Below are 25,421 nucleotides of genomic sequence, written 5' to 3'. Positions count from 1 at the left end.
CCTTGTGCAACGCGGTCACAACGAACGATTCCACCAAATATATTAATCAAAATTGCTTTTACGTTCGGATCTTTCAAAATAATACGGAAAGCTGTTTCAACACGTTTAGCATCGGCAGTTCCTCCTACGTCTAAGAAATTTGCTGGTTCGAAACCTGCATATTTAATTAAATCCATAGTTGCCATAGCAAGACCTGCGCCATTTACCATACAACCTACAGTTCCATCAAGATCTACATAGTTCAGACCTACTTCTTTAGCTTCAACTTCGATAGGATTTTCTTCACGAATATCACGCATATCAGCATATTTCGGCTGACGGTATAATGCGTTGTCATCTATATTTACTTTAGCATCTACTGCCATTATTTTGTTATCCGAAGTTTTTAGCACTGGGTTAATTTCAAACATCGAAGCATCAGAACCAATGTAAGCATTATATAAAGAGTCGATAAATTTCACCATTTCTTTAAATGCATTTCCAGAAAGACCTAAGTTAAAAGCAATTCTTCTTGCTTGAAAAGCTTGTAATCCAACTGCTGGATCTATTTCTTCATTGAAAATTAAATGTGGTGTGTGCTCAGCAACTTCTTCAATATCCATTCCACCTTCGGTAGAATAAACAATCATGTTACGTCCGGTAGCTCTGTTTAGTAAAACTGACATATAAAACTCAGAAGTTTCGCTTTCACCAGGATAATAAACATCTTCTGCAATTAAAACTTTGTGTACTTTTTTTCCTTCCGCAGATGTTTGAGGTGTAATTAATTGCATACCAATAATTTGCTCAGAAATCTCTTCAACCTGTTGCAAGTTTTTAGCCAACTTTACTCCACCACCTTTACCACGTCCACCAGCGTGAACTTGAGCTTTAACTACATACCAGCTTGTACCAGTTTCGGCAGTTAATTGTTTTGCAGCAGCAACAGCTTCTACAGGATTATTTGCAACAATACCACGTTGTATGCGTACACCGTAACTTGCTAAAATTTCTTTTCCTTGATATTCGTGTATATTCATAATGAAGTTTTTGACTTTTTGAGTGGCACAAAAATAATAAATTTAGAACTAATATTCTAACTGAATTTGTTTTTTATTTATTGCTTTTCTTTGCTTTTCATTTTAACCTAGAGATGTATAATATTTCGCATCTATTAAAAATGTATTTCAAATTATGCTTTTCATAATAAAATAGGTTTAAATTCGATAAATTTTATTAAATTATTAATTATTTTTTGGTTACCTCATCTTTCTATAATATTTTTGTCTAAAATTATTAAAATAATGGAATCTAATCAATTACTTTCAGTAGCGCAAGAATTTGGTAGTCCACTTTATGTGTATGACGCCGAAAAAATTCTATCACAGTATCAACGTTTAACAAATGCTTTTTCTAAGGTAGAAAAACTACGTATTAATTATGCTGTCAAGGCATTGTCGAACATTTCTGTTTTAAAGCTACTGAAACAGGTAGATTCTGGACTTGACACCGTTTCTATTCAGGAAGTAAAACTAGGTTTACATGCTGGTTTTTCTCCAAATAAAATTATTTATACACCTAATGGTGTTTCTATAGATGAAATTGAAGCAGTTGCAGCATTGGGTGTTCAAATTAATATTGACAACTTATCTATATTAGAGCAATTTGGAGCAAAACACCCACAAATACCAGTTTGTATTCGTATAAATCCTCACGTAATGGCTGGCGGAAATTCAAATATTTCGGTAGGACATATTGATAGTAAATTTGGTATTTCGATACACCAATTACCACATATATTGCGAATTGTAGAAAATACAAAAATGCATATAAACGGTATTCACATGCATACTGGTTCGGATATTTTAGATATTGAAGTGTTTTTGTATGCTTCAGAAATATTATTTGATACAGCAAAAAACTTCAAAACATTAGATTTTATCGATTTTGGAAGTGGGTTTAAAGTTCCCTACAAAAAAGGAGACATCGAAACTGATGTGGAAGAATTAGGAAGAAAATTGTCGAAAAAATTTAATGCTTTCGAAAAAGAATATGGCAGATCATTAACTTTAACTTTCGAACCTGGAAAATTCTTGGTAAGTGAAGCTGGTTATTTTTTAGCCAAAGTAAATGTTGTAAAACAAACAACCTCAACCGTTTTTGCGGGAATCGATTCTGGATTTAATCACTTAATTCGTCCCATGCTTTATGGTTCAGAACATTATATCGAGAATATTTCGCATCCAAAAGGGAAGGAACGTTTTTATTCGGTTGTAGGATACATTTGTGAAACTGATACATTTGCCACAAACAGAAGAATTTCGGAAATAAAAGAAGGGGATATTTTAAGTTTTAGAAATGCAGGAGCTTATTGTTTTTCGATGGCTTCCAACTATAATTCTCGATACAAACCAGCTGAAGTATTATGGAAAGATGGCAAAGCACATCTTATTCGTGAGCGAGAGACTTTTGACGATTTGTTAAAAAATCAGATTATGATTGAAATGTAAAAATATAAAAAAAGCGGTTTCGTAAAATTTACTAGACCGCTTTTTTTATATTTTTATTTTAAAATTTCTGAAAGTACATTACTTTGTGTCCCGTTAGGAAATGGGATTTGAATTTTTTGTGCAATTGTTGGTGCAATTTGTGTAATTTCTTTCTTTTCGTGGGTTTCTCCCTTTTTTATATTCCAACCATAAAAAATACAAGGCACATGAGTATCATAACTATAAGGAGTTCCGTGAGTTGTCCCAGTAATTCCATGGTCGATATTTCCTGTTCCGTATAATACAACTATATCACCGTTTTGCTTAGGATCATATCCTTTAAAAATAAAATTTGAATAATAATCATTACCTGTCGAATTTAGTATTTCTTCTTCAGTATAGACTCTTTTTACTTCTTTGAAAGTCATTAAATAGTCTTTGAAGCTTTGTTTTATTCTACTTAATTCTAAACCTTTTTCTTTTATTATTGTTTTATCAAAAAACAAATTAGCGTTAGAATAATCTAAAACTAGGTTAGCTCCAAAAGTTTCTTCGGAGAATTTTTTTAAACTAGCAGTTAAGTCATTTGCATCAATATTTTTTACATCATATTTATGATCTCTCAAATAACTAGCATTTTCAGCACCTGCATGATCTGCTGTTAGAAATAAGAGATAATTTCCTTTTCCTACGGTTGTGTCTAAATTTGCAATGAAGTCAGCAATGGTTTTGTCTAAACGCAAATAAGTGTCTTGCAATTCTATTGAATGTGCACCAAAAGTATGTCCAACATAATCTGTAGAAGAAAAGCTTACGGTTAGGAAATCGGTAATATCATCTTTCCCTAATGCTTCTTTTTCGATAGCTCTAATCGCAAAATCGGCTAAAAGGTCGTTTCCATAAGGTGTGCTTTTTAATATTTCAGCTCCTTTTTGGTCATATATTTTTTTTAAATCATAAGGAAAAACAGGATCTTTTGTTTTATCAATTTTTCCTTCGTAAGGATTATTATCAGAAAGACTTTCGTTATAAGTAGCTATCGGATTTAGTAAATCCCACCCTTTATTTATATAAGTCATGTATTTTTTTTCTTGATTGAATTGCGTTACCCAATCTGGTAATTTTTCGCCATAAAAAGTACTTGATATAAATGAACCTGTACTGCTGTACCAAAATGCCCAATTAGCGAAATGTCCTGCTGGCAAAATAGCGCCACGATCTTTCATGCTTAAACCTATTACTTTTCCTTTGAAGTTAGTTGTCATTCGTAACTCATCAGTAATAGTAGTGCTTTGCAGATTTTTTGGAGACATTTCTCCTTCTTTAACAAGTCCATCACCAAGCATTTTTACCGATGCATCATCAGTACAATACATGTTCTTACCTGTTGTTCTATTAAACCATTCGTTACCTACTATTCCATGTATTGCAGGTGTTGTTCCTGTATATATTGAAGCATGTCCTGGTGCCGTATAAGTTGGCATATAATTGTAATGCATGTTATGAAAAGTATAACCATCGGTCATTAATTTTTTGAAGCCATTTTGTGAAAAATCATCAGAAAAACGGTATAAATATTCCATTTTCATCTGATCTACTACAATACCAACAACTAATTTTGGCCTTTGTTCCTGTATTTGATTTTTCTGCTGTGCTTGGGTTATTAATGTTGTAATAATTGCCAAAAGCAAGAATAGCTTTTTCATATACTTTAATTTTTTAGGGCAAAAATACAATTTAGATTTTATTTTATTATTAAAAATTGATTAAGAAAAAAAATGATTTATATTGATTACATTTTAAAATTAGCAACTTCTTGTTTTGCTATTTTAAACTCAGTAATCATGTCTTCAATAATGTTTGCGGCTGGTTTTATATCATGAATAAGTCCTGCAATTTGCCCTATTTCGAGTTCACCATCTACTAAATCCCCTTCAAACATGCCGCGTTTGGCACGGGCACGACCTAAAAGTGTTTTTAATTCTTCTGGAGTTGGACATTTGGTATATAAATCCTGAACATCGTTATAAAATTTATTTTTAATCAAACGAACGGGTGCTAACTCTTTCAATGTAACTTGTGTTCCTCCTTCTTCAACTTCAATAATAGTTTTTTTGAAATCGTCGTGAGAAGAACTTTCGGTAGAAGCGGCAAAACGTGAGCCTACTTGTACACCATCGGCGCCAAGAACCATCACAGCCAACATTCCACGACCAGTTGCAATTCCTCCAGCAGCAATAAGTGGAATCGAAATCTGTTCTTTAACCATTGGTATTAATGTCAAAGTAGTAGTTTCTTCTCTTCCGTTATGACCCCCAGCTTCAAACCCTTCGGCAACGATAGCATCGACACCTGCTTCTTGCGCTTTTAGTGCAAATTTTGAACTACTTACTACATGAACTACTGTAATTCCTTTTTCTTTTAGAAAACTAGTCCAAGTTTTAGGATTTCCTGCCGATGTAAATACAATTTTCACACCTTCTTCGACAATAATATTGATTATTTCTTCAATATTTGGATACAACATTGGGACATTGACACCAAAAGGTTTGTCCGTTGCTTTTTTGCATTTCTGAATATGGTCTCGTAAGACTTCCGGATACATAGATCCAGCTCCTATTAACCCTAAACCCCCTGCATTACTTACCGCGCTTGCTAATTTGTAACCAGAATTCCAAATCATTCCGCCTTGAATAATTGGATATTTTATATTGAAAAGTGATGTTATTTTGTTCATTGAAATTATCTAATCGAAATTTAGTTTTTAATTAATTTACCATACAAAGTTTTTTCAGTAGAAGCGATATTGTAATAATAAACACCACTATTTAAAGATTGTAAAGAAATTTTTTGGCTTTGAGCATCAATGTTTTTTTCTAAAACTAATTGTCCCAAATTATTATAAAATTTGATTGTCGAACCCATTATATTGTTTGAACTTGTAACTTCAACTTCATTAGTAGCAGGATTTGGGTACAAATTAAAATTATTAATCGAAAATTCTGGTGTAGATAATGCATTATTTAAAGCCAATTGAAAATCTGGGATTCCATAACCATAGTTGTTATTTTGTGTTACAATAGACGTTGCGTATCTGTCGGCAGAAGCTTTTGTAAGTTGTACAATTTCTGCATTGGTTTTATTTGGAAATGCTGACCAAAATGAAGTAATGGCTCCTGCTAAAATTGGAGATGAAAAAGAAGTCCCATTTGCTGTTGTAATTGTTCCTGTTGGTGTCGAAATATAAGCCGATGAACCCCTAGCCATTAAATCTGGCTTCATTCTTCCATCGCCTGTTGGACCAATAGAACTAAATCCAGATTTAACTTCGGTAGAAGTTACTGAACCTACCGTTACTGCAAAAGTTGCATCAGCAGGTGTTCCTACATGTGGCTCGGCATTTGAGCCTTCGTTTCCTGCAGAAATAACACATATCATTCCTTTTGAAAAAGCAATATCTACAGCTCTAGAAGCAACTGATGTTTGTCCGTTCATTTTTGCATAAGTGTAGCTATAAGCAGGATTATCAAATCCAAAATACCCTAATGAAGAATTTATAACATCTACTCCTAACCTATCAGCTTCTTCTGCTCCTTCAACCCAATTAGTGAGTTCTAATGGTTCTTCATTAGCAACATCTTCAGTTATAAATAAATAATAGCTAGCATCAGGAGCTGTACCAATTAAATTAGTAGCATTTGCGCCCATTGTTGATAAAACATTGGTTCCGTGATTATTACCTGTATAAAAATTAGTCGAATTATTTACAAAATCATAACCACCTAATATTAATCCTCTATTGCGTAAACTTGCAAATGGAGCTGCTGTATTTACACCTGGAAAACCAGCATCTAAAATAGCTATTATTTTACCTGCTCCTGTATAATTTTGTTGATGTAAAATATGGCAATTTAACATTTGCACCTGATTTGCTGAATTACCATAATTATAGGTAACTTGAGTTTCGTTAGTATCCTGCCATTTATTTACTTTACTTGTTTTATTTGAAGGCTGAGTAATTTTTCCTGCTGGATTCAACGAATGATTGGCATACTGAATATGATCTACAAATGACAATCCTGATAATGCAGCAATATCGGTTTGCAACCCTCGAACATGAACCATATTTAACCATTTCGATTTGGCTAAAACGGCAATTCCATTTGATGCTGCTATCTGATCGACATAAGGCTGGTATAACGGTGCGTCTTTTATATCTAATGCAATTCCTTGTGTAGTTCTTCTGTCTAAAGAACGCTGAGTTAGTTCAGATAATGGATTGCTAAAAAAAACTGCGGAATTTGGTTTTGTATTAAAATAAACCCAAGCATCTTCTTGCGAAAAAGCATTTATTGATATTGTAAAAATTAAAAAAAGTAGTAGTTTTTTCATAGTTGTGTATATTTGAAATTTCAAATATACACAAAGAAATTATAATTTTGAAACATTACGAAATAACACCTGAACCTATTAATTCATCGCCAATATGCCAAGAAACAAATTGTCCTTGTGTAATGGCAGATTGTGGGCTTTCAAATTCAACATACAAACCATCTTCAAACTGATGCAAGATTGCTTTTTGCAATTCCTGACGGTAACGAATACGTGCCATAACTTGTATGGTTTCTCCTTTGGCTAAAGCCAAATCGGTGCGAATCCAATGAATTTCATCTTTAGCAACAAATAATGCTTTTTTGAATAATCCTGGATGATTGTGTCCTTGCCCTGTATAAATCGTATTTGTTTCAACATCTGTAGAAATGATAAATAAAGCTTCTTTTGTTCCACCTACATTCAATCCTTTTCGTTGACCAATGGTGAAATAATGAGCGCCTTGGTGCTTTCCAACAACCTTTGCGACTTCTGGACTATATTCGATATTTTTTGCTTCAAAAGCTAATTTTGCTTCGATTGAATCAAAGTTTATTTCTTTTTGATTATAAATTTCATTGGTTGAATCGACTTCAAAAATTAAACCATCTTTTGGTTTTAGCTGTTGTTGCAAAAATTCTGGCAAACGCACTTTTCCTATAAAACACAAACCTTGAGAATCTTTCTTTTCGGCAGTGATTAATTCCATTTTAGTAGCAATTGCACGTACTTGTGGTTTTGTGAGTTCACCAATGGGGAATAAAGATTTAGCTAGTTGTTCTTGTGATAATTGACACAAAAAATAAGATTGGTCTTTATTATCATCGACACCTGCTAATAATTGATAAACAGGCTTTCCTTCAATTTCAATTTCTCCTTTTCGACAATAGTGACCCGTAGCAACATAATCGGCACCTAGAGAAAGTGCAATTTTCATAAAAACATCGAATTTTATTTCGCGATTGCAAAGTACATCAGGATTGGGTGTACGTCCTTTTTTGTATTCGCTAAACATATAATCAACAATTTTCTCTTGGTATTGCTCGCTTAAATCGACTGTTTGAAAAGGGATTCCTAATTTTTCGGCAACTAATAATGCGTCATTACTGTCTTCAAGCCAAGGACATTCGTTGGAAATTGTAACAGAATCATCGTGCCAATTTTTCATAAACAGTCCTATTACTTCATAACCTTGCTCTTGTAATAAATAAGCAGCAACACTCGAATCGACACCTCCAGAAAGACCTATAACAACACGTTTCATTATAATTTTACTTTAAAGTACAAAGGTAACAGATTTATAACGCATTTATAAATATTTTAATCACTTAATAAAATGCTACTATTAGAAAAAATGATTGAAATATTAATTGTTTTAAATGCTTTCTTAAATCCTAAAAACACTATTTCTTTACCTTTAAACTTGGTTTTTTATAACCGTTTATAGTATCTGCATTCATCTGACGGACTAATTTTCCTTTTTCGTAATATTTCCAAATCCCTTTCTTTTTGTCTTCTTTAAACTGACCCAAGACGACTACTTTACCAGATCCGTCATAAACTTTATATGGTCCTTGCATGACATCATTTGCAAAAGTAGATTCTTCAACTAATTTTCCTTCTTTAGAATATTTTTTGGAAATTCCTTGTTTCAAGTTATTTTTGTAAGACACTTCTTCCGCTAATAAGCCTCCTGAAAAAAATACTTTTCTAGTTCCTTCAATTTTATCATGCACATAATTTTCAGTGGTCATGATTTCTTTTGAATTCTTATGATAATATTTCCAAAGTCCTTCACGCAATTTATTAACGGTGTTTCCTTCACTTACTTTGTTTTTATTTTCATCATAAAAAATAGTAAAAGCACCATTTTTAGTATCAAAATCTCGAGTTGCCAAAACTAATTTTTTATCACTATTGGCATAATATGTAAACATTCCTATTTCTTTTCCGTGGTTAAAATTACCCACATATCGTAATATTTTCGAATCATCGTAAAAACCATTCCATAATCCTTGACGCAAACCATTTTCGTCGAAACTATTAGGTGAAATTTGAGGTTTTATTTCTTCTGCTTTTGGCGTTTCTACTTTTGTTACTTGAGCATAACCAAATGAGAAGTTTACTAATATTATAAAAACTAAATATTTTTTGATTGTTTGAGGCTTCATAATTTTAAATATTGACTGTTTTGTATTAACTCTAAATGTTATTTTTTATTATTGAAGTAATAATCTATTACATAAACACAACATCAAAAATAATACCGATTCTAAATTTATAAAAAAAATCATTCGCCGTAACGAATGATTTTAATTTTTTATTTGTTTTTATCTTTTGCTTTTTGTGCTTCAGCTTGTTCCATTACTTCTTGTAATTTTTGTTGAAACTTACCTTTCTTTTTAGGTTCTTTTAGCTTGTTTTCTTGTATTTGAGCATGAATCTTATCATTATCTACAATATATCTTTTAATCACAAACATAATTCCTATTGTAATTACATTCGAAATTAGTGTATATAAACTAAGTCCTGAACCATAATTATTAAAGAAAATAAGCATCATTACTGGCGATATATACAACATCATTTTCATGATTTTTGCCATATCTGGCATACCTTCTTGTTGTGGCGCTTGCATTTGTTGGTCTCCAGCTGTCATTTTTGTATAAAAGAAAATCGCAATAGCTGCCAATAGTGCAAACAAACTCACGTGGTTTCCGTAAACTGCTGAAATAACTGGAATATGTTGTTTCCAAGATAAAACAGTATCAAAAGAAGATAAATCCTGCGACCATAAGAATCCTTTTTGTCTCAACTCGATTGCAGAAGGAAAAAATTGAAACGAAGCATACATAAACGGAATTTGTATCAAAGCTGGAATACAACCCGCCATTGGGTTTACCCCTGCTTTATTATACAGCTTCATTGTTTCTTGCTGCTTTTTCATTGGATCTTTTGAGAACTTTTCGTTTAATTCATTTATTTCAGGACGCAAAACTTTCATTTTTGCCTGAGACAAGAAAGACTTATATGTAATAGGTGACATTGCAATTTTGATAATTACTGTAAAAATAATAATCGCAATTCCTAAAGAAATATAAGAACTTAAAAATCCAAATAATGGAATGAAAATAAACATATTAATCCATCCAAAAACTCCCCAACCTAAAGGAATAATTTTTTCTAGATTTTTATTATATGTTTTTAATAATTTATAATCTGATGGACCATAATACCAGTTCATCTTATAATCTACCTCACCATTCTTAAACGCTAAAGGAATATTCGCTCTAAATTGTTTGGTATAAATAGTATCTCCTTTTTCTTCGTCGACTATGTTTGAAGAATATAATTTTGTTTTCTCAAATGGCGTATTTGTTAATAATATTGATGAGAAAAAATGTTGCTTATACGCTACATAAGTCAATTTGTCTAAAGTTTCTTCTTTGTCTTTTCCTTGTCCTACATTATTGTGTTTTCCATCTTCATATTCATATCTAATATCAGTAAAACGATTTTCGTTCGAGATGCTTTTTTCACTACGAAATGATTTTAAACTCCATTCTAAATCTGCAGGTTTTGTTGTGTTTAGAACCGATGCTAATCCTTGCGAACGAACATCAAAATCTAACATATAATCATTAGCTTTTAGCACATATTTATATTCTAAAAACTGATTTACACCTGCTTTCAATTTCATTGAAAGAATTTGATCTGCTCCTACTTTTGTTAGGGTAGGCTCAAAAAACAAGTCTTTAGTATTTAATGTTCTATTGTCTTGGGTTTGAAGTGTAATATTTAGACCTGCATTATTGTCTTTAATAAGTTGAACTAATTTCCCCGAATCTTTAGAAATTTGTTTGAAGTTTTTTAAAGTCGCTTCGGCAATATACCCACCTTTATTAGCGATTTTTAAAATAATCACTTCGTTTTCTATTGTAGTAAATTCAGATTTTGCAGATGGCAATGTTGCTGAATAAGCAAAGCTACCTAAAGTGGCTTTCATTTTTGCAACTTGAACTGAATCTGTTGGCAAAACAGCTGTTTCAGTAACTTTTGCTACTTGATTGTCTTCAGTTTTAGCTTTTTCAACTAGTTCTTGCTTGGCTTTTTTATCAATTTCTGCTTGTGTTGGTTTATTTTGATACATGATCCAAATCATAATACCAAAAATTAATACAAATCCAATAATCGAATTAAGGTCTAATTTCTTCTTTTCCATCTTTTAAATTTTGCTTTAAGCATTAGGCTTCAAGCGGTAAGCTTATGTTAGTCTGTATTTTTTTATTTTGTTACCAAAATAAATTTTTACACCTAATTATTTTTATTTTTTACAGCCGCTGCCACAAAACTAACAAACAATGGATGCGGAGTCAATACTGTACTTTTGTATTCTGGATGGTATTGAACGCCTATAAAAAACGGATGATTTTCCAATTCTATAACCTCTACCAAACCTGTTTCTGGATTTACTCCAGAAGTGATTAATCCTGCTTTTTGTAATACTTCTAAATAATCGCTGTTAAACTCATAACGATGACGATGACGCTCTAAAATATCTGATTTTCCGTATATTTTATGTGCTAAAGTATTTTCTGTTAAATGACATTTCCAAGCACCCAAACGCATGGTTCCGCCTTTGTCTGTAACTGTTTTTTGCTCTTCCATCAAGTTTATTACTGGATGTGAAGTATTTTCATTCATTTCGGTCGAATTAGCATCAGCATAACCCAAAACGTTTCGTGAATATTCTATGACTGCCATTTGCATTCCAAGACAAATTCCCAAAAACGGAATGTTATTTTCTCTTGCATAACGAACAGTTTCTATTTTTCCTTCTATTCCGCGACCGCCAAATCCTGGTGCAACTAGTATGCCATCTAACCCTTTCAATTGATTTTCTGCCGTTTTGACATCTAAATATTCTGAGTGAATAGAAATTACATTTACTTTTGTCTCATTTGTGGCTCCTGCATGAATAAATGCTTCCAAAATTGACTTGTAAGAATCTTGTAACTCAACATATTTACCAACTAAACCGATATTTACTTCATGTTTCGGGTTTTTATGTTTTTGCAAAAACTCATTCCATAGTTTTAAGTCTGGAGTCGATTTTTCAGGTAAATCTAATTTTTTTAAGGCTACCTTATCCAACCCTTCTTCAAGCATCAAATTAGGAACATCATATATCGTTGAAGCATCAATAGATTGAATAACTGCTTCACGTTTTACATTACAAAACAAAGCCAATTTATGACGCAAATCTTCTGATAATTCGTATTCTGTTCTGCAAACTAATATGTCGGCTTTTATACCGCTTTCCATCAATGTTTTTACAGAATGTTGTGTTGGTTTTGTTTTCAATTCACCAGCTGCTGCCAAATACGGCACCAAGGTTAAGTGAATTACAATTCCATTATTTTCTCCTAATTCCCAAACCAATTGACGTACGGATTCGATATACGGTAATGATTCGATATCACCTACTGTTCCTCCAATTTCGGTAATTACAATATCATAATCCCCTGAATTTCCTAGCAACTGCATACGTTCCTTAATCTCATTTGTGATATGAGGTACAACTTGAACTGTTTTTCCTAAAAATTCGCCACGACGTTCTTTTTCAATGACTGAAAGATAAACCCTTCCAGTAGTTACGTTATTTGCTTGAGATGTAGGTACATTCAAAAAACGCTCATAGTGACCTAAATCTAAATCTGTTTCAGCTCCATCATCAGTAACATAACATTCGCCATGTTCATAAGGATTTAGCGTACCTGGATCGACATTAATATAAGGATCAAATTTTTGAATTGTTGTCCTATAGCCTCTTGCTTGTAATAATTTTGCTAAAGAAGCTGCAATAATACCTTTCCCTAAAGAAGAAGTAACGCCACCTGTAACAAAAATATATTTCGTTTGATTCATTGTGTTGTGTTGTTGTAGTTGTGTAAAAAACGTGGCAAAAGTACAATTATTAATTGATAATTAGCAATGGAAAATTGACAATTAACCTTTAATTTTTTAATGTTTTTTTTATTTAAAATTACAGATTATTTGTATTTTTTTTTATATTTGAATAACTAACAATCTAAAAACAAATATTATGGACAAAAAAACGATTTCTATTATTAGCTATATTACCATCATAGGTTGGGTGATTGCATTTATTATGTATGGAAACAATCCTGAAAAATCATCCTTAGCTAAATTTCATCTCAAACAATCGTTTGGATTAGCAATTTTAGGAGTTTTAAATGCTATTTTACAAAATATCATTCTGAGCTTTGTTCCATCATTATACATTTTATTCACAATTGTTGGGCTTGGAATATTTATTCTTTGGATTATAGGTATTGTAAATGCGGTAAATGAACAAGAGAAGCCAGTTCCATTAGTAGGAAGTTTGTTTTTAGATAAATTCGATTTTATCAAGTAAAATTATAATTTCAAAATACAAAAACCTGTCTTATTGTATAATTAGACAGGTTTTTTTTATGGTTTTGGGTATTTCTTTTTTATATTTCTAATTAATTCTTCCAGACCGTTTAGCTTGAGCTCGTATATTAGTTTCAGTTGCTCTCCTAATTCTCCTTTTGGAAATCCTTTATTACTATACCAAACAATATAATATTCTGGAATGTCTATAAGAAAATAGCCCTCATATTTGCCAAAAGGCATTTTTGTATGAGCGAGTTTGATGAGTTGTTTTTGATTTGTGTCCAAAGTTGAAAGGCGTAAAAGCATAAAGTCGAAAATTATAAAGTCGAAAATCTTGTGACTTTCGAATTTATGACTTTGGACTTATATTATTTCCAGTTTATTGTGATATCTTTTTCAATATCTGGATTCAAGCTTAATAAAACTGGGCAATTCATAGCTGTTCTCTCAAGGATAGTTTTTGTTTTTTCGTCGGTAGCAATCGACATATTCATGATAATTTCTAATCTAGCAATTTTTCTTGGCTCGGCTTGCATGATTTTAGTAACTTCAACAGTCGTTCCTATTAAATCGACGTTCAAATCTCTAGCTTTTATTGCCATTATGGTCATCATACAACTTCCTGTGGCATTTGCAACTAAATCGGTTGGTGAGAATGCTTCTCCTTTTCCGTTATTGTCTACTGGTGCATCCGAAAGAATTTCGGTTCCTGATTGTAAGTGAATGGAGGAAGTTCTTAAATCTCCTAAATAAGTTATTTTTGATGTCATTATTTCGCTTCTTTTATGGTTAAATCTGTATCGTAAAATAAGATATAAACGCCTTTATTTGTATAACCTCCGTCTGGATTTTGTTTGTAATAAAATCTATTCTCTACTTGTTCCGTTGCAGTTTCGTTTAGTGTTTCGGTAATATTTTTCTCTTGGGCTAAACGCAATAAAACATCAAAAGTGATATCGAAACCACGTGTAGCAAACTGATTGGGTAGGATTTTATTTTTTATTTTAAATGTATTTTCAAAAATAATCGATTCGTCTGATTCATTAACACGAGTTAGTGACGGATAATGCATTTTTAATTTTGTAAGCCTAGACATCGAAATTTCTTCATAATCTAAAGCGCTATTTTCTCCTAAAATCACTAATTTGATGTCATAATTAGGTAACAAACTAGATAATGCATTAGTAATACTCAAAATAAGGCTTGTTTTTTCGGTTTCCATAATGACAAAATTGGTTTTGTCTTTAACCAAAATTGATTTTAGATTTTCTACATTTAAAGTTCCTTTGTCTGTAAATTGTCCGAAAGCAACCTCTTTTTGGTTTTCTAAAATATACTGTTTTACCGATGCTTTTTTAGGATCTACAATAGCAATAATATTACCGTTTTTTGCTCTCATAAAATCGAACATCGCATTTCTAATATCATCCGAAGATGGCGTAGATTGGACTAAATTAGGAAATTTTTTATCATAATCATTAGACAATGGCGAAAAAACGGGAACATTACTTTCACTTAATAAACCTGCAATTTTTTCGACATTATTCTGATAAAATGGCCCTACAATAGCATCAAAAGTTTTTAGATTATTTTCTTGAACCAAATTGGTTACATTAGATGTTGATTTGGTTTCGTTAGAATCTAAAATAGTCACATCAACATTTAAACCCATTTTACGAACAGAATCGATTGCTACCAAAGCACCTGCATAAAAATCGAGTGTCATATTTAGGAATTTATCCTTTTTTAGACGTGCTCTAGTCGAATTGATAGTATCTCGATCTAATTTAGTCAGATTAAACGGAAGTAATAATGCTAGCTTTTTATTAGTCCCTTTTTGAATACTTTTTGTTAAATCTTTGTATTCTTTTTTCACTACTAAAGCCGACGATTTTATTGGAACTTTAATAGACATTCCTTCTATAACGCCATCTTTTAATTCTGAATTTAATGCCAGTAATTCTTCTTGAGTTACTTCAAATTGGTTCGAAATACTATATAAAGTTTCTTTAGCTTTTATAACATACAAACTTTCTGTCGGTTTTGGTATAGATGTTTGAACTACTTCTGGTTTTGTTATTTCAATCGTTTTTTCACCACTTATTAATAGTTTAAAACCTATTGGCAATTCGATGTTTACAATTTCTGGATTTAACTTTTCTAATTGTTCGATTGTAATTCCGTATTGCTTAGCAATTGCATACTTAGTTTCCTTCGCTTTTACTTCGTGATAAATTGTTGCTTTTGGAATATTTGATTTAGGAATTACCGCAGAAACTGTTTTTCCTTTTACTGGAATAGTTATTACCAAACCAATTTTTAAACCTTCTTTTAGTATTTCTACATTGGCTTTTTCGATATCAGCAATAGAAACATTATACAATTTAGACAAACTGTACAAAGTTTCTTTAGCTAAAACAGTGTGTTTTTTTGTGCCAGAATCTGAAGCGTTAACAACTTTTTTAGGAATAATTAAAATCGTGTTTTCCTCGAGTCCTTTCTGAGCATCAGGATTTAGTTTGTATATATCTGAAGGCGTAACACTATATTTTATTGCAATTTGAGTAATTGTTTCTCCTTTTTGTACTTTATGTTTTATTAAATTCGTCGATTGCGCTAATGAAATACTAGTTCCAAAAAACAATAAGCAAGCGATATAGATAAGATGTTTCATTATGTAGGTTTGTATGGTATTATAACTAAAATTTGGGGTTTTTATTATTCTTTTTCGATTTGTACAACAAACATGTTTTTGTACAATGGATTTTCTTTCTTTAAATTATATTCGAAAAGTGCTTCGTTTACATTTTTAAATTTCTTTGTAAAAACATAATAAGAGAAAATATTTATATTATAGAAAAATCCAGTATTTATCTCGCCAGAATCCGTGACTTGTCTTGCAAAAGCATCTCTAGGCTCAGCTTCCGAAAAAGTATTTACAATGATATAAAAACCATCTTCTACCTCTTTTAGGTTTCTTAAAACTTCAATTTTTACTGCTTTTTGTTCATTATAATCTTTATCTTTTAATGCTTTTTTAATTTGTTCGGCAGTTGGTTTATTTTCAGAATTATCTGCCAAATCTTTATTGGTTTCTAAAGACTTCTTTTGGTATCGTTTTAGTTTTACTTGTGCTAATTTATCATCATAATCTCTGGCTTCCGAACTATAAAATGTGGCTTTAGAAATTCTACGTTTTAACTCCACATTTTTTTCAACACCAAGCGAATCTATTTTTGTAAATAATTGCTTGTTTCGTTTTTCGTTTGCTTCTTGCTTGCTTTGAATAGTCTTAATCACTTCAAGCAATTCAGTATCTTCCGAAGGATTATTTTTTATTTTCTGATTTTCATTTACCTTTTTCTTGTATTCATGGTTTTCTGCCAACGTAATTCGTTGCACTTTAGTCATTAAACCTGTATATATTTTTCTATTATCAGCTAAATCTCTTTTCAAATCTAGCAACATTTCGTTTGTTTCTCCGATGTTTTTATAAGAATCTTTTTCTAAATTTTTCGACTCTTGTAAATCATCAATATCTTTGTTTTTAAGAGCTTCAAGATTATCACTCATTGTTACTACAAGAGAATCTAGTTTTGAAATTAAAATTTCTTGAATATTTTTATTGGCTTCCAATACCAATTTCAGTTTTTTTGCTGAACCTCCTTTGGTTTCATCTATTTCGTTAAGATTTACTTTTAATGAATTTACTTTCAACACCTTCTGATTCATTTGTTTTTGAACGATTAGTTTGTCTTGTAAATCTTCAATTTCGATTGTTTTTGCTTTGTTTTTTTCGATAGCCGCTTGTTTTTCAGCAAGTGCAATCATCAGCTCTTCGTTATCGTTGTTGGGCTTTATTTGTTTTACATTGATAGCTAATTTATTTCCTTCAACCAATCCATTTATAATTTCTGGATTTTGAGTTTCTAATTGTTCGATAGAAATACCATACTTTTTTGCAATAGAATATTTTGTTTCTTTTGGTGCTACAATATGAAAAACGGTTTCCGCATTTATAATTCTTGCTTGACCATTTAATGTTTTCTTTTTGTTTGGAATAGCAATACTTTCTCCTATTTGCAATCCGTCCTTTAAAGCTTCTGTATTAGAATTATCTAAATCTTGTACCGAAACATTGTACAAACGAGCAATACTAAATAATGTTTCTTTGGGTTGTACTTGATGATTATTTTTATTGTTAGAAGTTGTATTAACTGCAACAACAGAAGTTTGAGTTGTTTCGGGAATAATTAATGTTTGTCCTACTTGCAAACCTAATTTGAGTACCTCTTCATTTGTTTTTTCTAAATCCTCAACATCAACATTATATTGTTTAGAGATGCTATATAGCGTCTCTTTAGACAATACTTGGTGTTTCTTTTGAGAAGTAGCAATTGGAGCGTCTAGTTTCTTTAAATTATAAGAAATAGACTGATTATTAGGCACAATTAGAATCTGATTTTCCTGAATTCCGCTTTCAGTTCCAGGATTAATTTTATAAATATCTGAAGGTGTAATATTATAAATTTTTGCAATTTGAAAAATATTTTCACCTTTAGCCACTTTATGAGTAAGTGTTTTTTCTTGTTGAGCAAAGACAAAATTCGAGATACACAAAAACAATAATACTAAATACTTCATATGATAAATTCGTTTAAAAAAAATAAGTCATTACAAAGTTATCTAATGTAATGACTTATCATAATTTATTTTAACATTTTTGATTATCGAATTCGTTCATCGATAAAAAACAGATTTTCGTCTAAAAAACTATTCCCATTCGATAGTTGCTGGTGGTTTCGAGCTTATATCATATACGACTCTATTTACACCTTTTACTTTATTAATAATATCGTTAGAGATCTTCATCAAGAATTCATACGGAAGATGTACCCAGTCGGCAGTCATACCATCGGTCGATTCTACCGCTCTCAAGGCAACTACTTTTTCGTAAGTTCGCTCATCGCCCATAACGCCAACACTATTTACAGGAAGCAAAATAGCACCTGCTTGCCAAACTTTGTCGTACAATCCGTATTCCTTTAATCCATTGATAAAAATAGCATCAACATCTTGTAAAATTTGAACTTTTTCTGGTGTAATATCACCTAAAATGCGAATAGACAATCCTGGACCAGGAAAAGGATGACGACCTAACAGTTCAGCATCAATTCCTAAAGTGGCTCCTACCCTACGCACTTCATCTTTAAAAAGCATGCGCAAAGGTTCTACGATTTGTAGTTTCATATAATCGGGCAAACCACCCACATTATGATGCGATTTGATGGTTGCCGAAGGCCCTTTTACCGAAACAGATTCGATAACATCAGGATAAATAGTTCCTTGAGCCAACCATTTTACATCTTCAATAATTTTCGATTCATCGTCAAAAACTTCTATAAAAACACGTCCAATAGTTTTACGTTTGGTTTCTGGATCAGAAATTCCTGCCAATTCAGAAAGAAATCTTTCACCAGCATCAACACCTTTTACATTCAAACCCATTCCTTTGTATTGGTCTAATACATTTTGGAATTCATTTTTTCTTAACAATCCGTTATTTACAAAAATGCAATATAAGTTTTTACCAATCGCTTGGTGCAATAAAACCGCTGCTACAGTCGAATCGACGCCACCAGAAAGTCCTAAAACCACTTTATCATCTTGCAGTTTTTCTTTCAATTCGGCTACCATATCTTCAACAAAAGCATTTGGTGTAAAATTTTGAGGAACTTCGGCTATTTTTACCAAGAAATTCTCTAACATTTGCTTTCCATCGGTCGAATGAAATACTTCTGGATGGTATTGTATGGCATAAGTTGTTTCGCCTTCAATCTTGTAAGCAGCATTTTCTACATCTTGTGTGCTGGCAAGTTTGATTCCGTTTGTAGGTAATTTTTTTATAGAATCACTGTGTGACATCCAAACTTGTGAGTTTAGATTTACATTGTCAAAAAAAGTTTCGTTCTCCTTAATATGAGTCAAATTGGCACGACCATATTCGCGAGTGTTCGAAGCAGCAACTTCACCTCCAGAAAAATGGGCTAAGTATTGTGCGCCATAACAAACTGCTAGTAAAGGCAGTTTGCCCCGAATTTGGGATAAATCAGGATGCAAAGCATCTTCTGAACGAACAGAAAACGGACTTCCTCCAAGAATTACAGCTTTATAAATAGATAAATCCGTGGGGATTTTATCATAAGGAAAAATTTCGCAGAATATGTTTAATTCGCGAACGCGACGGGCAATAAGTTGTGTGTATTGTGACCCGAAATCTAAAATTAGTACGTTGTGTTGCATGCGCAAAAATACTTTTAAAATTTTAAATTCTAAAATATAATTTACAATTTTAAAAGTATTCATACATTTGTAAAAACACATTTTAATTATTATTTTTTTAAATAAAAAATATGAAATCAAAAATATTTCTAGCCATTATTATTGCATCATTTATATCATGTAGTCAAATTGATAAATTATTAACATTTAGCGTAACTAATCAAGCTTCTTTTACTGTAAGTAGTGGATTTGTTATAAATTCTCCTCTCGAAATTCCAACTCCAGATGTTACCACAAACTCATCATCAAATTTTAGCAATAACAATACAAGAGCCGATTTAGTAAAAGATGTAAAATTGCAAGAACTAAAACTTACTGTTACAAACCCAGCAAATAAGACATTTAGTTTTCTCAAAGCAGTGCATATTTATATTTCTACAAATGCAAATGACGAGATTGAATTAGCTTATGCTGATGATATTGTTTCGACAGCTAATACTATAAATTTAACTTGTACCACTCAAAAATTAGATGCGTATATTAAAGCGTCTAGTTATAAATTGAGAACTAAAATAACTACTAAAGAAACATTATCGCAAGATATTACTATAAATGCTGATATGAGGTTTAGCGTGGTTGCCGATCCGCTATAATCAGGAGTGAATTATGACATGATAATTATCAAAAATATTTAATGAGATTTTGGTTAGGAAAAAACTAGTTTTAGGAAAAAAAATTAAAAATGGTTTACCAGAACTCACGCATTTCTTGGGACTATAAAACCAAAAAGCTTATTCATAATAACAAAAAAAGCAACTATTTTACAAGTTGCTTTTTGTTTTCTTTTATTCTCATTGTGGGCCTTTAGATTTACATAATAAACTATTCGTAATTTTAAACTAACAACCAAACTGATAAAGTGAACCATTTTGTGGGCAAGGTTTCAAGATCTATTCTGTGATTAGGACTTTATCAGTTTATATTGAATAAGCATCAAATAGTAATTCAGGTTTTTAGGCCTATTATCAAGGTTACGAGTGTGTTCAATAGATTGGTTGCTAATCTTTAAAAACTTTTCTTATGAGTAAATTTAAACATTTTTTAGGCATTGATGTGTCAAAAGAATATTTTGATGCTGTTGTGATTTTGGATGGGAATAAAGAAAAATCAATTCATAGTCAATTTGTGAATGATTACAAAGGAATCAAATCCCTTTGTAAATGGTTGAAAGAGCAAGGTTCTACTTTTGAGAATACGCTTGTTTGTTTAGAACACACAGGAATGTATGGTAAATTAATTATCAAATATTTAATGATTTACAAGTTTTCTATTTGGGTTGAAATGTCATTAAAAATAATCAAAAGCATTGGAATTCAAAGAGGTAAAAACGACAAAGTAGATGCGGAAAGAATCGCTTTTTATGCAATGAAAAATGTTGAAGATGCCATTATTTTTAATCCTCCAAGAAAGCAAATTGATAAAATCAAAAATATTTTATCAATACGAGAGAAACTAGTTGCTACAAAAGCGAGTTTATTACGTAACGTCAAAGAACTCAAATCATTTGATTTAGAATTAGCTAAGTTCTCCGAAAAACTACAAAAAACTACAATCAAAGGAATTGATTTAGATTTAAAAAACATTGAAAAGCAATTGGATAAAATAATAAATGAAGACGAAAATCTTTGTAGAATCTATAAAATTGCTACATCGGTTATAGGTATTGGGAGGGTAACTACGCTGTTTTTGATTTGTTTTACAAATGAATTTACAATGTATTCAACTCCCCGTCAATTAGCTTGTTATGCAGGTGTTGTCCCTTTTGAACATACATCAGGAAAAAGTATAAGAGCAAAGCCCAAAGTGCATTATTTGGCAAATAAAAAACTAAAAAAACAACTTCATATGTGCGCATTATCAGCAATTAAATGCGACCCAGAACTAAAGCTGTATTTTAATAGAAAAGTAGAAGAAGGAAAAAGCAAAATGCTTGTAATTAATAATGTTAGAAACAAACTAGTACATCGGATATGTGCCTGTATAAGAGAGAATAAAATCTTTGAAAAAAGAGAAATAGCTTAAAAAAAATATTAAAAAAAATTTTCTTTTGAAAGGAAAGAGAGTAATTATCTCTTTCCCTTTGCAAAACCTATTTGTTTTTCCTAACCCAAAGTTATTAAATTATTGACAAAAAATAAATGCTTTTTTTATGAATTTTTATTTGGTAAGATCATAGTAATCACGGATTACAAATCCGCGCTATCGGGTGTTTGTAACTAGATTCAATCCATCAAATTTATTCACTTCCCCACACAGATTAATACTTCATCCGAAGGCACAAAATAAGTTGGATACTGAGAGTATTTTACTGACTTATGAAATTCCAAACGAAAGAAACTCTACTTTAGTTGAAAGGTTTAATGTCGAAACAATTTTAAAATCTCAGATAATTTAATTTCACATGAATATTATAAAAAAATATAAGGAAAATAAACAATTAAAGGAAATCATTCAATTCCAAGAAAGAGAAAAAGAAAACTGGGCATTCCATGTGGCTAATTTAGCAGCATGGGTTGTCGAAGGAATTAAAAAGAAAGGTATTTCAACTGTTCCAGAAATATTATTAGGACATAATCAGTACCCAGAATTGAATTCTGAACTGGATAAAAAATATAAGGAAGTTCAAGCTAAACTTGTTATAAAAGGATTTGCAATAAAAGGAGATAATCGATTAAATGGATACTCTGAATTATTACTAACTGACTATGCACATACCATACACAATCATTTTGAATATTTAAAAATATTTTCGCCTGATAATTTTATTAGTCGAAAGAAAAATACCCCAAAATTACTAAACCTAATTAAAGAAAATATTATCGTTCAAATTATAACGGCACTATTCGCTCTAGCGGTTATATATTTAGCTTACCGTTTAGGATGGAAAATTTAAGAACCCTCGAAAAAAGAAGAGTAAAAGCTTTAATACCTATCCCACTAGATACATTTTAATACCGAATGCCATTGCTGGAAACAGATTATTAAACAAAAAAAGAATGAGCCTTCCGATACTTTGGGAACAGCTCATCCTTATTATGTGTGGGTTATATTGGTTGTGAGCCTCACGAAGCAAAAACCGAATCTGTGAATCTGATTTTTTATTGCTTTTTTAAGGATAACAAAGCTTTATCAAATTCCTCTTTTCTTTCATTTGGGACATTTTTATATCCAATTACTAAATCATTACTAACTATTTCTTTCCAATGTTTTCCGTTGAAATCAATTCCGTCAGTACATTTAATCCCTTTTTCAGCATCAGAACATTTCATCCAATTCTCTTTATTTGGACTATCTGCAAAAGAAACATCAAAGGAGATATAGATGAAACTATCATCTGTGTAACTCCATTTTTTTAAAATATAATTTTGAGATGATGAGCTTAAATTTGCATAATCTCTTGGAATAATTATTTCAAAATTTTCTAAGCTCCCTTTAGACTTAAAAGTATCAGATTTAAAATAAACTTTTTTTGTAGTCCCACAACTTAAAAATAATATAGCAAAAGAGATAGTTAATAGTTTTTTCATGAATTATTTATTAATAGTTGTTATAATAGTTGGTGGAACCTGTGCTTTAGGAACTCCATTTGAATTTAGCATTTGGAATCCTCCACCTCCATCGTTATATGACCTTCTATAGTCTCCACCTTTTAATTGATTTTGATATTGTACTGCTCTTATTTCGCCTATCACCGTACCATCAATATGAGTTCTTGGGTTATACGACAATAGTAAATAAGTAATACATATTAACCAAAAAATAATAGATACTACAATTAGGGTAATAAATATAAACTTTAGAATTTCACTACCACTACAATAATTATACTTACTCACAAGAAAATAAACTCCTGCAAGAATCCCTGTTAAAATTCCTATTGGAATATTTAATGAATCGTTTAAAATTCCTTTCCTATCTTCCTCTTTATAAAACCATTCTTGTAAGAAATCTATTTTATTCATTAATCATTCTGATTTTCAATGCGTAGACCATTATTAAAAAGTTGCAATATCAGTTAAAAACCCATATCTCGCAATCCCTAAATTCAGGTATTTTCACCTAACTAAATTTAGTGATATAGTTATTTTTCAATAACAAATAACACCAACAAATTCATTATTTCATTACGGAAAACCGTAAAAAGAAAATGAATTCCACTATTTCTCACAATACGTATTTATACTGGTTTTTCATTTCAGATTACCATAAACAAAAAAAAGAATGAGCCTTCCGATACTTTGGGAACAGCTCATCCTTATTATGTGTGGGTGATATTGGTTATGTTGCCTCACGAAGCATAAACCGAATCTGGAAAACTTATTTACCAAATAATACTCCAGTAAATAATTGTCTTATTCTTTTCACTTAACGCAATACCTTTTGAATAACCATTTTTCCATTGGTCAGGCATTTGTGGCGAAGGTTGAACATCAAACTTTTTAAAATGATTCCCTGCTTTTGATTCTAAAACATATATTTCAAAACTATCATCTAATTTTATGTCATTTTTCCCTTTAGAATAGGTGGAACCTATAAAGTTTGGTATTGGGTAAAGCTGTTTTGCACATTCTTTATTAACTTCCGTACTATCTATAGCTTCTACAACTTCAAATTTTTCATATGTTTCATCAGTTTCAAAACGATTTACAACTAAAAAGCATGAATCACTAGACTTGTATTTAGCGATTGCTCTTTTCCCAAATTTTTTTCTAATATTCTTAATATCTCCTCCATCAACTTCATATTCATACAATAACAGACCAATATCATTCTTCTTTACATTTGTATTGGAAACTACATTTACATTCGAATATGGTATTTTATTTGGAAATTGGTCAACAAGAGTGTCCTCAAAATCTATTTTATATTCTTTTAATTTCTTATTATTATTTTCTATTAGAAAACCTTTATTGTCACATCCATAAATTAATGCTTGTAAAAAGCATAGAATTATTATTTTTTTCATCTTATTTTAGAATTGCTTTAGCAACTTTCATCAAACTATTAAGTATTGAAGCTACTGTTCCTACATTATTGGCATTGTTAGTTTTATTTGAATAAAAGTAAGCATTATCACTATTAGCCGTACCTGGAGTTTTATTCACATTATAAGTTACTCTCTCTATCGAAGAATAACGCCCAGCGTTTGACTCTTTTTGAAGTATGTCTTTTTTATCTAGAGTTCCGTCTTTAGTATATGTCACTTTTGTCTCTCCAATTTGTTTAATCTCAGGAATTATCTGAACTATATTTTCTTCACCCATCCTTCCACCAGCCTTCATCTCCGTCTCTTTAACAGTAACATTTTCTGCTTTGTCATACCCTTGTTTATTCATAAAACTTTCAGGATTTTCTACAACGCTAGCACCTAATTCTCTAACTTCATTCGCTGCTTTATTATTATTCCCAAACATATTGTCAGCACCTAATCTATCATAATTTTTTGCATCACCAGCACCAATACTAGTAGCAGTAGCCTGAGTTAACTTAGATTGCCCCTCAACTTGCACTACTGCACCTGTCTTATTATTTACGAACCAATCTGGCGGTGATGCTTCCATCCCATCAGGGTCAACAAAATACATTGGATTATTATAAACATAACTATAAGGTGACCATCGTCTTGATTTCTCCGCTAATGGGTCAATATTGTTTCTTCTACCCGTTGCAGGGTCATAAAACATCGCACCATAATCATACATGTTAAGCCCCAGCTCGTCTTGCAACTCTTTTCCATTATACTTATACTTGTATGTCTTTAACCGTTTTTTAGACCGCTTTTATCATTTTGTTATCTCC

General features: G+C 31.3%; 21 protein-coding genes and 1 pseudogene. 5 read left to right on the top strand and 17 right to left on the bottom strand.

Annotation, left to right across the window (positions count from 1 at the left end):
* Positions 1–1,019, bottom strand: a 1,019-nt coding sequence (gene sucC / locus ABI549_RS08745; RefSeq protein ID WP_348076075.1) for an ADP-forming succinate--CoA ligase subunit beta, incomplete at its 3' end; no start/stop codon positions are given.
* 264 nt (positions 1,020–1,283) lie between these two features.
* Between sucC and lysA the strand changes: the two genes are divergently transcribed.
* Positions 1,284–2,489: a diaminopimelate decarboxylase gene (lysA, locus tag ABI549_RS08740; RefSeq protein WP_348076074.1), complete on the top strand. Its 1,206-nt coding sequence runs from the start codon at positions 1,284–1,286 to the stop codon at positions 2,487–2,489.
* A 53-nt stretch (positions 2,490–2,542) separates the two neighbouring features.
* Here the strand turns inward: lysA and pafA are convergent, their stop codons facing one another.
* The 7 genes from pafA to ABI549_RS08705 all read right to left on the bottom strand — a co-directional run bounded on the left by pafA (position 2,543) and on the right by ABI549_RS08705 (position 12,767).
* Positions 2,543–4,174, bottom strand: a complete 1,632-nt coding sequence (gene pafA / locus ABI549_RS08735; RefSeq protein ID WP_348076073.1) for an alkaline phosphatase PafA — start codon at positions 4,172–4,174, stop codon at positions 2,543–2,545.
* An 86-nt stretch (positions 4,175–4,260) separates the two neighbouring features.
* The gene (locus ABI549_RS08730; protein WP_348076072.1) at positions 4,261–5,205 is read right to left on the bottom strand and encodes a nitronate monooxygenase; all 945 of its coding nucleotides are present in this window, start codon (positions 5,203–5,205) and stop codon (positions 4,261–4,263) included.
* A gap of 20 nt (positions 5,206–5,225) precedes the next feature.
* Positions 5,226–6,860 carry a S8 family serine peptidase gene (locus ABI549_RS08725; protein ID WP_348076071.1) on the bottom strand — a complete coding sequence of 545 codons (1,635 nt, stop codon included), beginning with the start codon at positions 6,858–6,860 and terminating at the stop codon, positions 5,226–5,228.
* A 55-nt stretch (positions 6,861–6,915) separates the two neighbouring features.
* Positions 6,916–8,103 carry a tRNA 2-thiouridine(34) synthase MnmA gene (gene mnmA, locus ABI549_RS08720; protein WP_348076070.1) on the bottom strand — a complete coding sequence of 396 codons (1,188 nt, stop codon included), beginning with the start codon at positions 8,101–8,103 and terminating at the stop codon, positions 6,916–6,918.
* Between the two features lie 139 nt (positions 8,104–8,242).
* Positions 8,243–9,010, bottom strand: coding sequence for a hypothetical protein (locus ABI549_RS08715; protein WP_348076069.1), 768 nt, complete (start codon positions 9,008–9,010; stop codon positions 8,243–8,245).
* A gap of 149 nt (positions 9,011–9,159) precedes the next feature.
* The gene (gene yidC / locus ABI549_RS08710; RefSeq protein ID WP_348076068.1) at positions 9,160–11,061 is read right to left on the bottom strand and encodes a membrane protein insertase YidC; all 1,902 of its coding nucleotides are present in this window, start codon (positions 11,059–11,061) and stop codon (positions 9,160–9,162) included.
* Between the two features lie 92 nt (positions 11,062–11,153).
* Positions 11,154–12,767, bottom strand: a complete 1,614-nt coding sequence (locus ABI549_RS08705; RefSeq protein WP_348076067.1) for a CTP synthase — start codon at positions 12,765–12,767, stop codon at positions 11,154–11,156.
* Positions 12,768–12,945: 178 nt separating this feature from the next.
* Between ABI549_RS08705 and ABI549_RS08700 the strand changes: the two genes are divergently transcribed.
* The gene (locus tag ABI549_RS08700; RefSeq protein WP_348076066.1) at positions 12,946–13,278 is read left to right on the top strand and encodes a DUF4870 domain-containing protein; all 333 of its coding nucleotides are present in this window, start codon (positions 12,946–12,948) and stop codon (positions 13,276–13,278) included.
* A gap of 56 nt (positions 13,279–13,334) precedes the next feature.
* Here ABI549_RS08700 and ABI549_RS08695 read toward each other — a convergent pair whose 3' ends face one another.
* From ABI549_RS08695 to guaA, 5 genes are all read right to left on the bottom strand, one after another.
* Positions 13,335–13,565 (bottom strand): DUF3820 family protein, encoded by a 231-nt coding sequence (locus tag ABI549_RS08695; protein ID WP_348076065.1) that lies wholly within the window; start codon positions 13,563–13,565, stop codon positions 13,335–13,337.
* Between the two features lie 83 nt (positions 13,566–13,648).
* Positions 13,649–14,050: an OsmC family protein gene (locus ABI549_RS08690; RefSeq protein ID WP_348076064.1), complete on the bottom strand. Its 402-nt coding sequence runs from the start codon at positions 14,048–14,050 to the stop codon at positions 13,649–13,651.
* Entirely contained in the window at positions 14,050–15,954 is a 1,905-nt protein-coding gene (locus tag ABI549_RS08685; RefSeq protein ID WP_348076063.1) for a LysM peptidoglycan-binding domain-containing protein, read from the bottom strand. Before ABI549_RS08685 ends, ABI549_RS08690 begins: the two co-directional genes overlap by 1 nt.
* Before the next feature lie 44 nt (positions 15,955–15,998).
* Entirely contained in the window at positions 15,999–17,924 is a 1,926-nt protein-coding gene (locus ABI549_RS08680) for a LysM peptidoglycan-binding domain-containing protein (RefSeq protein WP_348076062.1), read from the bottom strand.
* Between the two features lie 129 nt (positions 17,925–18,053).
* Positions 18,054–19,583, bottom strand: coding sequence for a glutamine-hydrolyzing GMP synthase (guaA, locus tag ABI549_RS08675; protein ID WP_348076076.1), 1,530 nt, complete (start codon positions 19,581–19,583; stop codon positions 18,054–18,056).
* A gap of 110 nt (positions 19,584–19,693) precedes the next feature.
* Between guaA and ABI549_RS08670 the strand changes: the two genes are divergently transcribed.
* From ABI549_RS08670 to ABI549_RS08660, 3 genes are all read left to right on the top strand, one after another.
* Entirely contained in the window at positions 19,694–20,215 is a 522-nt protein-coding gene (locus tag ABI549_RS08670) for a hypothetical protein (RefSeq protein ID WP_348076061.1), read from the top strand.
* A gap of 427 nt (positions 20,216–20,642) precedes the next feature.
* Entirely contained in the window at positions 20,643–21,644 is a 1,002-nt protein-coding gene (locus ABI549_RS08665; RefSeq protein ID WP_348076060.1) for an IS110 family transposase, read from the top strand.
* Positions 21,645–22,023: 379 nt separating this feature from the next.
* The gene (locus ABI549_RS08660; protein ID WP_348076059.1) at positions 22,024–22,515 is read left to right on the top strand and encodes a hypothetical protein; all 492 of its coding nucleotides are present in this window, start codon (positions 22,024–22,026) and stop codon (positions 22,513–22,515) included.
* A gap of 205 nt (positions 22,516–22,720) precedes the next feature.
* On the opposite strand, the gene ABI549_RS08655 is transcribed toward ABI549_RS08660, so the two are convergent.
* The 4 genes and pseudogenes from ABI549_RS08655 to ABI549_RS08640 all read right to left on the bottom strand — a co-directional run.
* Entirely contained in the window at positions 22,721–23,149 is a 429-nt protein-coding gene (locus tag ABI549_RS08655; protein ID WP_348076058.1) for a hypothetical protein, read from the bottom strand.
* A 3-nt stretch (positions 23,150–23,152) separates the two neighbouring features.
* Complete coding sequence (locus tag ABI549_RS08650) at positions 23,153–23,584, bottom strand: hypothetical protein (protein ID WP_348076057.1); 432 nt, start codon at positions 23,582–23,584, stop codon at positions 23,153–23,155.
* Between the two features lie 359 nt (positions 23,585–23,943).
* On the bottom strand, positions 23,944–24,588 hold the full coding sequence (locus ABI549_RS08645) for a hypothetical protein (RefSeq protein ID WP_348076056.1): 645 nt from the start codon (positions 24,586–24,588) through the stop codon (positions 23,944–23,946).
* Position 24,589: 1 nt separating this feature from the next.
* Positions 24,590–25,369: pseudogene (locus tag ABI549_RS08640) on the bottom strand (RHS repeat-associated core domain-containing protein); the annotation flags it as partial.
* Between the last annotated feature and the right edge of the window lie 52 nt (positions 25,370–25,421).

Source organism: Flavobacterium sp., from assembly GCF_039932285.1.
Lineage (GTDB): Bacteria > Bacteroidota > Bacteroidia > Flavobacteriales > Flavobacteriaceae > Flavobacterium.
This window is presented reverse-complemented; position numbering and strand designations above follow the sequence as displayed.

What these genes read in the sequence shown, in the direction of transcription:
- lysA (WP_348076074.1), top strand. Translation starts at nt 1,284, where the DNA reads ATGGAATCTAATCAATTACTTTCAGTAGCGCAAGAATTTGGTAGTCCA.
- pafA (WP_348076073.1), bottom strand. Translation starts at nt 4,174, where the DNA reads ATGAAAAAGCTATTCTTGCTTTTGGCAATTATTACAACATTAATAACC.
- ABI549_RS08730 (WP_348076072.1), bottom strand. Translation starts at nt 5,205, where the DNA reads ATGAACAAAATAACATCACTTTTCAATATAAAATATCCAATTATTCAA.
- ABI549_RS08725 (WP_348076071.1), bottom strand. Translation starts at nt 6,860, where the DNA reads ATGAAAAAACTACTACTTTTTTTAATTTTTACAATATCAATAAATGCT.
- mnmA (WP_348076070.1), bottom strand. Translation starts at nt 8,103, where the DNA reads ATGAAACGTGTTGTTATAGGTCTTTCTGGAGGTGTCGATTCGAGTGTT.
- ABI549_RS08715 (WP_348076069.1), bottom strand. Translation starts at nt 9,010, where the DNA reads ATGAAGCCTCAAACAATCAAAAAATATTTAGTTTTTATAATATTAGTA.
- yidC (WP_348076068.1), bottom strand. Translation starts at nt 11,061, where the DNA reads ATGGAAAAGAAGAAATTAGACCTTAATTCGATTATTGGATTTGTATTA.
- ABI549_RS08705 (WP_348076067.1), bottom strand. Translation starts at nt 12,767, where the DNA reads ATGAATCAAACGAAATATATTTTTGTTACAGGTGGCGTTACTTCTTCT.
- ABI549_RS08700 (WP_348076066.1), top strand. Translation starts at nt 12,946, where the DNA reads ATGGACAAAAAAACGATTTCTATTATTAGCTATATTACCATCATAGGT.
- ABI549_RS08690 (WP_348076064.1), bottom strand. Translation starts at nt 14,050, where the DNA reads ATGACATCAAAAATAACTTATTTAGGAGATTTAAGAACTTCCTCCATT.
- ABI549_RS08685 (WP_348076063.1), bottom strand. Translation starts at nt 15,954, where the DNA reads ATGAAACATCTTATCTATATCGCTTGCTTATTGTTTTTTGGAACTAGT.
- ABI549_RS08680 (WP_348076062.1), bottom strand. Translation starts at nt 17,924, where the DNA reads ATGAAGTATTTAGTATTATTGTTTTTGTGTATCTCGAATTTTGTCTTT.
- guaA (WP_348076076.1), bottom strand. Translation starts at nt 19,583, where the DNA reads ATGCAACACAACGTACTAATTTTAGATTTCGGGTCACAATACACACAA.
- ABI549_RS08670 (WP_348076061.1), top strand. Translation starts at nt 19,694, where the DNA reads ATGAAATCAAAAATATTTCTAGCCATTATTATTGCATCATTTATATCA.
- ABI549_RS08665 (WP_348076060.1), top strand. Translation starts at nt 20,643, where the DNA reads ATGAGTAAATTTAAACATTTTTTAGGCATTGATGTGTCAAAAGAATAT.
- ABI549_RS08660 (WP_348076059.1), top strand. Translation starts at nt 22,024, where the DNA reads ATGAATATTATAAAAAAATATAAGGAAAATAAACAATTAAAGGAAATC.
- ABI549_RS08655 (WP_348076058.1), bottom strand. Translation starts at nt 23,149, where the DNA reads ATGAAAAAACTATTAACTATCTCTTTTGCTATATTATTTTTAAGTTGT.
- ABI549_RS08650 (WP_348076057.1), bottom strand. Translation starts at nt 23,584, where the DNA reads ATGAATAAAATAGATTTCTTACAAGAATGGTTTTATAAAGAGGAAGAT.
- ABI549_RS08645 (WP_348076056.1), bottom strand. Translation starts at nt 24,588, where the DNA reads ATGAAAAAAATAATAATTCTATGCTTTTTACAAGCATTAATTTATGGA.